General features: G+C 69.1%; 8 protein-coding genes and 1 pseudogene. 6 read left to right on the top strand and 3 right to left on the bottom strand.

Translation table 11 applies throughout. The features are described 5' to 3' along the window. Window positions 1-100: 100 nt before the first annotated feature. Window positions 101-2,209, bottom strand: coding sequence for an alkaline phosphatase PhoX (locus ABD088_RS15620; RefSeq protein ID WP_343902894.1), 2,109 nt, complete (start codon window positions 2,207-2,209; stop codon window positions 101-103). Between the two features lie 97 nt (window positions 2,210-2,306). On the opposite strand from ABD088_RS15620, the gene ABD088_RS15615 reads away from it, so the two are divergent. Beyond that, complete coding sequence (locus ABD088_RS15615) at window positions 2,307-2,987, top strand: TrmH family RNA methyltransferase (RefSeq protein ID WP_372711353.1); 681 nt, start codon at window positions 2,307-2,309, stop codon at window positions 2,985-2,987. Here the strand turns inward: ABD088_RS15615 and ABD088_RS15610 are convergent. Then, on the bottom strand, window positions 2,984-3,772 hold the full coding sequence (locus ABD088_RS15610; RefSeq protein WP_343902893.1) for a CDP-alcohol phosphatidyltransferase family protein: 789 nt from the start codon (window positions 3,770-3,772) through the stop codon (window positions 2,984-2,986). The genes ABD088_RS15615 and ABD088_RS15610 overlap by 4 nt on opposite strands. A gap of 119 nt (window positions 3,773-3,891) precedes the next feature. Here ABD088_RS15610 and ABD088_RS15605 point away from each other — a divergent pair, with 119 nt between their 5' ends. The 5 genes and pseudogenes from ABD088_RS15605 to ABD088_RS15585 all read left to right on the top strand — a co-directional run. Further along, window positions 3,892-4,896, top strand: coding sequence for a zinc-dependent alcohol dehydrogenase (locus tag ABD088_RS15605; protein WP_343902892.1), 1,005 nt, complete (start codon window positions 3,892-3,894; stop codon window positions 4,894-4,896). A 10-nt stretch (window positions 4,897-4,906) separates the two neighbouring features. Further along, window positions 4,907-5,287, top strand: coding sequence for a 6-pyruvoyl trahydropterin synthase family protein (locus ABD088_RS15600; protein ID WP_343902891.1), 381 nt, complete (start codon window positions 4,907-4,909; stop codon window positions 5,285-5,287). Further along, entirely contained in the window at window positions 5,268-6,326 is a 1,059-nt protein-coding gene (locus tag ABD088_RS15595; RefSeq protein WP_343902890.1) for a glycosyltransferase family 4 protein, read from the top strand. Before ABD088_RS15600 ends, ABD088_RS15595 begins: the two co-directional genes overlap by 20 nt. After that, on the top strand, window positions 6,323-7,144 hold the full coding sequence (locus ABD088_RS15590; protein WP_343902889.1) for a class I SAM-dependent methyltransferase: 822 nt from the start codon (window positions 6,323-6,325) through the stop codon (window positions 7,142-7,144). The genes ABD088_RS15595 and ABD088_RS15590 overlap by 4 nt, the downstream gene beginning before the upstream one ends. A gap of 14 nt (window positions 7,145-7,158) precedes the next feature. Further along, window positions 7,159-7,956: pseudogene (locus ABD088_RS15585) on the top strand (lysylphosphatidylglycerol synthase transmembrane domain-containing protein); the annotation flags it as partial. Window positions 7,957-7,971: 15 nt separating this feature from the next. Here the strand turns inward: ABD088_RS15585 and ribA are convergent. Further along, entirely contained in the window at window positions 7,972-9,390 is a 1,419-nt protein-coding gene (gene ribA / locus ABD088_RS15580) for a GTP cyclohydrolase II (protein WP_343902888.1), read from the bottom strand. Window positions 9,391-9,463: the final 73 nt, after the last annotated feature.

Below are 9,463 nucleotides of genomic sequence, written 5' to 3'. Positions count from 1 at the left end.
GCGCCGAACAAACGCTCATTGACTGCCTACGACCACTGAAACCAATAGGAATTAATCATCTAGGGGAACAGCCCCTTTTCCGCCGCCTTCCGCGGGCCGTCTACCGGCCCGTACCGGCCTGCGCCGAGGGGCGGTACACCTGGACGATCGACGGGCGGGGGGCGCTGGCCTCGCCGGGCGCCGGGCGCGCCTCCGAGGGGACGTAGTCCGGAAAGTACGAGTGGATCTCGGAGTAGGAGCCCTCCTCTCCCGGGTGCTGGACGGCAACGTAGACCATGGAGTCGTCGTCGTGGATGACCGGACCGCAGGTCTCGGCGTCGCGGGGGACCGAGAGGAACTGCTCGACCTTGCCGCGGTTCTTGCCGTCGACGGCGACCTTGAACAAGCCGTCGTTGTAGCCGATGCCGTCCGGGGCGCCGTCGGTGGAGATCCAGAGGTTTCCCTCGGAGTCGAACGCGACATTGTCCGGGCAGGAAATCGGGGAGACCTGGTCCGCGGGGAAGCCACTGAAGTAGGTCGCATCGCCCTGGGCGGGATCGCCGCAGAGCATCAGCAGGTCCCAATTGAACCGGGTGGCGGTGTGGTCGCCGCGGCGCTCGGTGATTTCCACAATGTGTCCATCGCGGTTCTCGGTCCGCGGGTTGGCCTCATCGGCCTGCGCGTTGGCGCCGACGCCGCGGTTGGAGTTGTTGGTGCACGCGATGTAGACCTTGCCGGACTTCAGGCTCGGTTCCACGTCTTCGCAACGGTCCATCTTGGTGGCCCCGACCGCGTCGGCGGCCAGACGGGTGAAGACCAGGACCTGCTCGATGCCCATGCCCTTGACTCGGCTCTTGCCGTCCTCGACGAGCGGCAGCCACTGGCCGGAACCGTCGAACTTGCCGTCGGAGGGGAGGTCGCCGGATCCGTCGATCTCGTTTTCGGAGGTACCGGAGAACCGGGCCACATACAGGTCCCCTTCGGTCAGCAAGGTCATGTTGTGGCGGCGGTCGTTCTTGCGGTACTTGCGCTTGGAGACGAACTTGTAGAGATAATCAAACCGCTCGTCATCGCCCATGTAGGCAACCACGTGCCCGCTGTCGGCGACGATGACGTTGGCGCCTTCGTGTTTGAAGCGGCCCAGGCTGGTGTGCTTGACGGGCGTCGAACGAGGATCCTCCGGGTCGATTTCGACGATGTAGCCGAAGCGGTGGGGCTCGTTGGCGAAGTCCTTGCCGCGGGCGTCGAAGCGCGGATCCTCGAGCTCCCAGCCCATGCCGGTGGCCTTGTTCTCCAAGCCATAGCGCTTGTCTTCGACGGAAGTGCCCGGGGTGCGGAAGAAGCCGTTGAAATTCTCCTCGCCGGAGAGGATTGTTCCCCAGGGGGTGGTTCCGCCGGAGCAGTTTCCCAGCGTGCCCTCGACGAAGCGTGCGCGGCGGTCCCGCTTGGTTTTCAGAAGCTCGGATCCTGCAGCTGGTCCGGTCAGCTCGAATTCGGTGTCGAGGGTGATTCTGCGATTCTTGTGGGCCCCGCAGACGTAGTCCCACGGCCCGGCGTTCTTCTTGCGTCGCAGTTCGACGACGCTCAGGCCGACGGCGTTGCGGAAGATGTTCCGGCGCTGGCGTTCCAGCGGCAGGGTCGCCCGTTGCAGCTCGATCACCTCGCGGGAGAGCTCGTAGATGCGCCGCGACACGTTCGGGTTGCCGGAGAAGAGCTGGTCGTCGATCTCGTCGATGTCGTTGGAGAGCCCGTCGACGACCGGTTCGTACTCATCCACCACCTGGTCGACCACCGCGTAGAGCACGGCGCGCGGCCCCAGGGACAGGAGCTCGGGCTCCTCCTGTTCCATGCGGTGCCGGACCTTGGCCAGGTCGGGGGACTCCGCATGCCGGACCGTGACGACGAAGTCCTCGCCGATGTAGACGTGCAGCTCGCCGAACTCGACCTTCTCGACGTCGTCCAGGTAGCGGGCCGGGCGCAATACCAGCAGCGAATGGTCCCCGTAGTGGTCCAGCTTGGCCCGCTGGTGGCCCTTCAGCGTGTCCTCGACGGCCAGCGCGTGCAACCCCAGCTCGCCGGCGACCGCCTGCAGCTCCTGCTCGCTGGGCCGGTAGAGCCCCAGCCACGCCATCCCCGAATGCTCGCGCATCTGCTGCACCGTGTGACCCAGTTCCGCCGGATCCTGCACCCGGTGCCCGTTGACATAGATCCCGTTATCGACAATGGCCATGACCACCTCCAGCGCATAGTCTGCCACCTGCCCGGCGGCCGCGCCCGTTGCCGGTCCCGCCGCGCCGGGGCCCGGTGCCACGCACTACGCTGGGACGGTGGACGAATCGACGCAACCCAGTGCCCCGACCGGTGAACCGCAGCCCGCCGGGGAGGCCGCGGCACCGCCCGAGGTGGGCCTGGGGCCCTGGGAGGGCGAATGGCCCGACGGGGACCAGTGGGATCCGGTCCTGTTGCGCGACGGAGACCGGCGCAACGTCGCCGACCGGTACCGCTACTGGCTGCACGAAGCCATTGTCGCGGACCTGGATACCCGGCGGCACGACTTCCACATTGCCATCGAGAACTGGCAGCACGACATGAACATCGGCACCGTGGTGCGCACTGCCAACGCCTTCCTGGCCAAGGAGGTCCACATCATCGGACGACGGCGCTGGAACCGTCGCGGGGCGATGGTCACCGACCGGTACCAGCATGTGCGCCACCACCCGACCGTGGACGAGTTCACCGCCTGGGCGCGGAAGGAGGGGCTGGAGGTCATCGGCATCGACATTTTCCCGGACTCCGAGCAGCTGGAGACCTACGAGCTGCCGCGCCGCTGCGTGCTGGTTTTTGGCCAGGAGGGCCCCGGGCTGAGCCCGGCGGTGCACGCTGCGGCGAAGGCCACGCTGAGCATCGAGCAGTACGGTTCCACCCGCTCGATCAACGCCGCCTCCGCCGCCGCCATCGCCATGCACGCCTGGATCCGCAGGCACGCCTTCGGCCAGGCGCCCCGCTAGCGGCCCACAGATTCCGTGCCCGGGGCCGCGGCTCCGCCGGCAGGGGAGGGGGCCTGGCCGCGACTGGAGCCGTGACCGCGTTCGAGGCTGATGATGTCGCGCGCAAAGGACGTGGCCAGGAGGGCCAGGCTGAGCGCCACGACAACCTGCGCCGCCGGCTCGGGGACCAACGGGACCAAGGCAACCACCAGGACCACCGCCTGGATGGCTGCCACGACCCTGCGGAATTGGCTGAACTCCAGGTGCCCCCGCAACGCAGGGCGCCACCACGAGAGCGCCACGAACGCATAGCGCATCACGCCGATCGCCAGGACCCACGGCCCCAGGGTGAAGGCCAAAGGCACGCACAGCACCAGCATCAGGGCGGCGTCGGTCTCCATGTCCAGGCGCGAACCCTGGACTGATGCGGTGCCGGTGCGCCGGGCCACCCACCCGTCGACGGCGTCCAGCAGCACCGCCGGGGCAGCCAGCAGCACCAGCCACCACGAGCGGTGCGGGGCCGTGCCGAGGGCGGCGAGGACGACGATCGTGGTGCATCCGCCGCCGAGCACGGCCCGGCTGAGGGTCACCCGGTCCGCCAGGGTGGAGAAGAGCGGGTTGCGCCGCACGACGATCAGCACGGCAACCAGGACGAGTGCCAGTCCGCTGGCCACCGCCGCGACGCTTCCCCATGAGGAGGCCTGTCCGAACTGCACCAGGACAATGCCCAGCCCCACGGAGCCCACCAGGGCGCAGAGCGCATCAACGAGCGCCTGTCGCCGCATCCGGGCCGTCGAGCGGCGCATCGGCATCCTCCGTGGTCGTCGGGTATTGCGTGGCGAGTCTACCGGCGTGGCGCCCGGCGGCGGGGGTTCATGACCGCCCCGGACTGCGGTGTTCCTGGCCGTGTGGGCATAATCGGACCATGGATTCACCGCAGCCGATGGAGAGCACCGCATATTGGACGACCGCGCCCGAGGCAGGCGAACTTCGGCAGGCGCGCTTGCGTCCACCGGAGGGCGGGGAGGCGCTGGTACGGAGCCTGTACTCGGGGGTGAGCCGGGGTTCCGAGATGCTGGTGCACCGGGGCCAGGTCCCCCCGGAGGTCGCCGTCCGGATGAAGGCGCCCTTCCAGGAAGGGGAATTCCCCTACCCCGTGAAGTATGGATACCTATCGGTCGGCGTCGTCGACGACGGCCCGCCGGAATGGGTGGGACACCGGGTGTTTTGCCTGCATCCGCACCAGGACCGTTATGTGGTGCCGCTGGACGCCCTGACGGCGGTGCCCGCTGATGTACCGAGCCGCCGTGCCATCCTGGCCGGTCCGGTGGAGACTGCGCTGAACGCACTGTGGGATGTTCCGCCGTGCGCGGGGGACCGCATCGCGGTCCTCGGCGCCGGGATGATCGGCGCGTCGCTCGCCGTGTTGCTGAGCCGGTTTCCGCTGGCCGGTCTCCAAGTCGTTGACCCGGACCCGGCCAAGCGCGACCTGGCCCGGTCCATGGGCGTGGACGCGGTGGAACCAGGGGCCGCCGACGGCGAATGCGACATCGTCTACCATGCGTCCACCACCGCCGCGGGGCTGGCCCGGGGGCTGGAACTGCTCGGCGACGAAGGCGACCTGGTCGAATTGTCGTGGTTCGGTTCCCAGTCCCCGCAGGTACCCCTCGGGGCCGGCTTTCACGCGCGCCGGCTGCGCATCAGCGCCAGCCAGGTGTCCATGATTGGCAGCGCGCGCCGCCACCGCCGCACCCACGCCTCCCGCATGCAACTGGTCATGCAGCTGCTGGCGGACCCGACATTCGATGCCCTGATCAGCGGGGAGTCGGACTTCGATGACTTGCCCGGCGTCATGGCCGACCTCTCCAGCGGTGTCCTGCCCTCGCTCTGCCGGGCCATCAGGTATCCCGATTCCCCTTCCGGTCGCTAGGGTCGTACGCATGTATCGATTGACAGTTCGCGACCACGTCATGATCGCGCATAGCCTCCCTGATCCGTTCTTTGGCCCCGCCCAAGCGCTGCATGGTGCGACCCTCGTTGTGGAGGTGACCTGGCGTCGCCGCGAGCTCGGGCCACAGTCTGTCGTGATGGATATCGGGGCCGCGTCCTCGATGCTTTCCGCGGTCCTGGAGTCCTTGCGCTATGCCAACCTGGATGAGCATCCGGCCTTTGCCGGCCGGCTGAGCACGACGGAGGCCATCGCCGGGCACATCAGCGAGGAACTGTGCCGGCACTTTGACACCTCGGAGTTCGCCGGCCTGGAGGTGCTCTTGCGCGAGCACCCCGATGCCTGGGCATCCCATGATGTCGACTTCGGGTGAGCCCCGCGAAACGACGTTCGTGGTTCCTGCGGGGCTCACCGGCCCCAGCGGGGGGACGGCGTACAACGAGGCCCTGACGCGCGCGCTCCGGGCGGCAGGCGGCACCGTGTCCGTCTGCGGGGTCGGGGGACGCTGGCCGCGCCCGGGGCAGTCGGATCTCCACGAGCTGCGCGCCACCCTGGCAGGTCGTGCACAGGTCGTCCTCGACGGGATCATCGCCTCGGCGGCCCCCGCGGAAGTGGAGGCCGCTGTCGCCGGGGGGACACGGGTGCACGTCCTGTTCCACCTGTCCCTGCTGGCCGAGGGCAGCGTGCCGCCCGCGGACCGGGCCCGCGTGGAGGCCAGGGAACGCCGGGCCCTGCAGGCGGCTCACACCGTGATCTGCACCAGCGAGTGGGCTGCCGGCGACGTCGTGGCCCGCTACGGTCTACTGCCGACCCGGGTGGTGCCCCCCGGCACGGACCCCGCACCGCTGGCCCGAGGCAGCAACCCACCGCAACTGCTGGTCCTGGCCTCGCTCACCTCGCGCAAGAACCAACTCACCCTGCTGGATGCCCTCTCGGCACTTGAATCACTGCCGTGGCGGGCGATGCTAGTGGGCCCCGGCGCCGCGGAGCCCGGCTATGCACGCCGGGTGCGGCAGCACGCGGCATCCGCGTTCGCTCCCGGAAGGGTCCACGTCACCGGGCCCCGGACCGGCCCCGAACTCGACGCGATCTGGGCCGCGACGGACCTGCTGCTGCTGGTTTCCCGGGAGGAGACCTTTGGGATGGTCGTGACCGAGGCGCTCGCCCGCGGTATTCCCGCGATCGTCGGGGCCGGTACGGGATCGGAAGAGGCGCTGGCCGTTGGAGGGGGTTCGCTACCAGGTGCCGCGGCAGCCCCGAACGATCCGGTCGGCCTCGAAGCGGTGCTGCGTTCCTGGCTCCAGGACCCCGCCCGTCGCAACAGCTGGCGGAATGCCGCCATACTCGCCCGGGATAGAATGCCGACATGGCACGACGCGGCGATCGACATGCTACGAATCCTCGGCCCGTGAGCCGCCCCGAGCGGCCCATTGCCAGTGACTGGCTGGCCCTGAGGCGGCCGGCGGACGAGCGGGCCCGGGAAGCCTCGCGCCCGCTGCTGGATGCGCTGGCCGACCACTTCACCCCCTCCCGGGCGGCGGCTCCGGTACACGTCATCGACATCGGTGCGGGGACCGGCGCCAACCTGGCCTGGCTGGCACCGCGATTGCGGTTCAGGCAGACATGGACGTTGCTGGACCATGATCCCGACCTGCTGGGACTCATCCCGCAACCCGGCGGAGGGCCCGTGGAGCACATCGACCGCGTCGTCGCGGGAATCGAGGACCTGCCGACGCTGGGACGGGACGCCGACGGCCCCGTCCTCCTCACCTGTTCCGCAGTACTCGACTTGCTGGGTATGCCGCAGCTGGAGGGACTCTGCGACTACCTGGTGGACCGGAACATCCCGGCACTGCTCAGCCTCAGCGTCGTCGGGGATGTGGAATTGAGCCCGGTCCATCCCTCGGATGCCCTGGTCAACACGGCATTCAACGTCCATCAGGGGCGCGACGGTCTTGCCGGCCCCCTCGCTGTCGGGCAGGCAGCCGAACGGCTCCGCGCCGGAGGCATGCAGGTGCAGACCGCGGAAACCCCGTGGGCACTGGGCTCCGATGACAGGGACCTGATGGACCGATACCTCCGTGACCGGGCGGAAGCCGTCGTGGAACAGGATCCGGCCCTGGCCTCCCCGGTGGCCACCTGGCTGGCGGACCGGCTGGCGGAGGTGCGAACGGGGCGCTTGCACCTCACCGTCGGCCACCGGGACCTGTTGTGCCTGCCCCCGCACTGAGGGGCGGTCATGGCATGAACCGCCGAAGGATTGCACTGTCCCTGCTGCAGGTCGCCGTCGCGGCGGCACTGCTGGTGTGGGCCGCCCTGCTGTGGGGGAGGGGGCCCTTCGTTGCGGCAGCCGGGGTGCTGTCCTGGCCGGCTTCCATCGGGGCGCTGGCCATGGGGACGGCCGGTGTGGTGGTCCAAGCCCAGCGGTGGAGGCTGGTGGCCCGGGGGCAGGGCATCGAACTGGGCCTGCGCGCGGCCATCGGGCGTTGCTGGCAGGCGGCATTCCTGAACGCGGTGCTCCCTGGAGGGTTGGCCGGCGACGCGGTGCGGGCGGTCGAACAAGGACCGGTGGGCCACGAGCGGCGCCGCGAGACGATCAAGAGCAGCGTCGGCGCCGTCTCCGCCGAGCGGCTCGCCGGCACCTCGGTGGTTTTCCTGGCCGCGGGGATCGCACTGCTGTTCGCCTGGCCCGCGGCCGCGGCGATCGGGTTGCTGGTGGCCGTGGCCGCTGGTGCTGCGGCTTGGCCGTGGCTGCGCCGGCTGCCCCAGAGGGACATCGGCCAGGTGTTGGGGTTGTCGGTGGTGGGATGGTGCGCGTTTGCCGTGATGTTCCTGATGGCCTGCCTCGCGGTGGCACCCCACCTGGCGGCGGGACAGATCCCGGTGCTGGCCGCCATCACCCTGGGCGGGATGTCCATCCCGCTGAATGTTGCCGGCTGGGGGCCGCGGGAAGGCGCGGCCGCCCTGGGGTTCATGGCCCTCGGCCATCCACCGGAGCAAGGCGTGGCCGTGTCGGTGGCCTATGGGCTCCTCGCGCTGGTGTCGGTACTGCCCGGGCTAGCGGTCCTGCTGATCCGCCTGGTGCGAAGTGGCCGACGCCGTCGTCCGCGCCGCGGCGAAATCAAACTCCGTGCAGATGTCCTCGCCCAGGACGAAACGACGCACCGGAGCGGAGAGGGCCCCGGACAGCGCATCGGTTCCATCAAAGCGGATTCCGGGGACACCGTCACCCACCAGTAGGGGTGCGCTGGTGATGTAGAGGCGGTCGAGCACTCCGGCGTGCAGAAACCTGGACACGGTCAGCCCGCCACCCTCAACGAGGACCCGGCCCAGGCCTTGGCCTTCCAAGAGCGCGAGGATGGACGCGGGCTCGAATCCCCGCACCGAGTCCAACCGGTGCACGCTCACGTGCGGCGCCAACGGCTCCGGGACCGCGGTGTCGGTGCCGACCAGCCACAGGGTTCGACTGCTCGCATCGGTGAGCACCTTGGCGGTCCGCGGGATGCGCGCCTGCGGATCCACGACGACGCGCACGGGATGGTTGCCCGTGACGGCGCGCACCGTGAGCTGGCAATCGTCGGCCGCCACGGTGCCTGCCCCCACGAGCACAGCGTCGACCAAAGCCCGCAGGCGGTGCAGGTGCTTGCGATCCGGTTCTCCGGTCACGAAACAGGCATCTCCGGTCCGCGAGGCGATGAACCCATCCAGGCTCTGCCCCAGCTGGCCGATCACCAGGCGCGGGCCGGCCTCGACCAGTGGTCCGTAGCGCAGCAGCAGCGCTTCTTCCTCGGTAGATAGGCTGCCACCCGGGAGGTGGCCCGAGACCAGCACATCCCAGGCATTTCGCCCAGGCGGCGGATCGTGGTGCATTCGGGCCCGCTTCGTGGCGAGATAGCCGGAATTCTCCTGGCGGTCCGCGACGTTCAACCGCACCCGTGACTCGACACCGATGCCGAGTGCTTCCAAGGCCGCCTGTTTGGCGGGGTTCGATGACAGCAGCCGGATCCGTTCGATGCCCAATTCGCGGAGGATCTGGGCGCTTTGGTCGTAGTCGCGGGCGTCGACGGGCAAACCCAGATGGGTGTTCGCGTCCACGGTGTCGATGCCTGAATCCTGCAGGGCATAGGCCCTGAGCTTGTCGATGAGGCCGATGCCGCGGCCCTCGTGTCCGCGGATGTAGATCAAGACGCCACGACCCGCCGCGGCGATGGCTCCCAGGGCGGCGTCGAGTTGTTCCCCGCAATCGCAACGGTAGGAACCCAGGGCATCGCCGGTCAGGCATTCCGAATGCAGCCGAACCAGCGGCGCCGGCCCCCCGCCGGCCGCCGGCTCGCCACGGGTGAGCGCGACATGGTCGACACCGCGGGCATCCCGGTAGCCCAGCAGTGCGAATTCCCCATGTCGGGTGGGCAGCCGGGTGGTCACGAGCCGGGTGACATCAGGCGATTCCCCGGAAGTCCGATATTCGAGATCCATGGATTCAGCCTAGATGAATAAGTCCTAATTCCGCGTGTTTGCAGAATAGACCCCCAGCAATCTCGCTGGGGGT

Source organism: Arthrobacter rhombi, from assembly GCF_039526245.1.
In the GTDB taxonomy this organism is placed as follows: domain Bacteria; phylum Actinomycetota; class Actinomycetes; order Actinomycetales; family Micrococcaceae; genus Arthrobacter_H; species Arthrobacter_H rhombi.
This window is presented reverse-complemented; position numbering and strand designations above follow the sequence as displayed.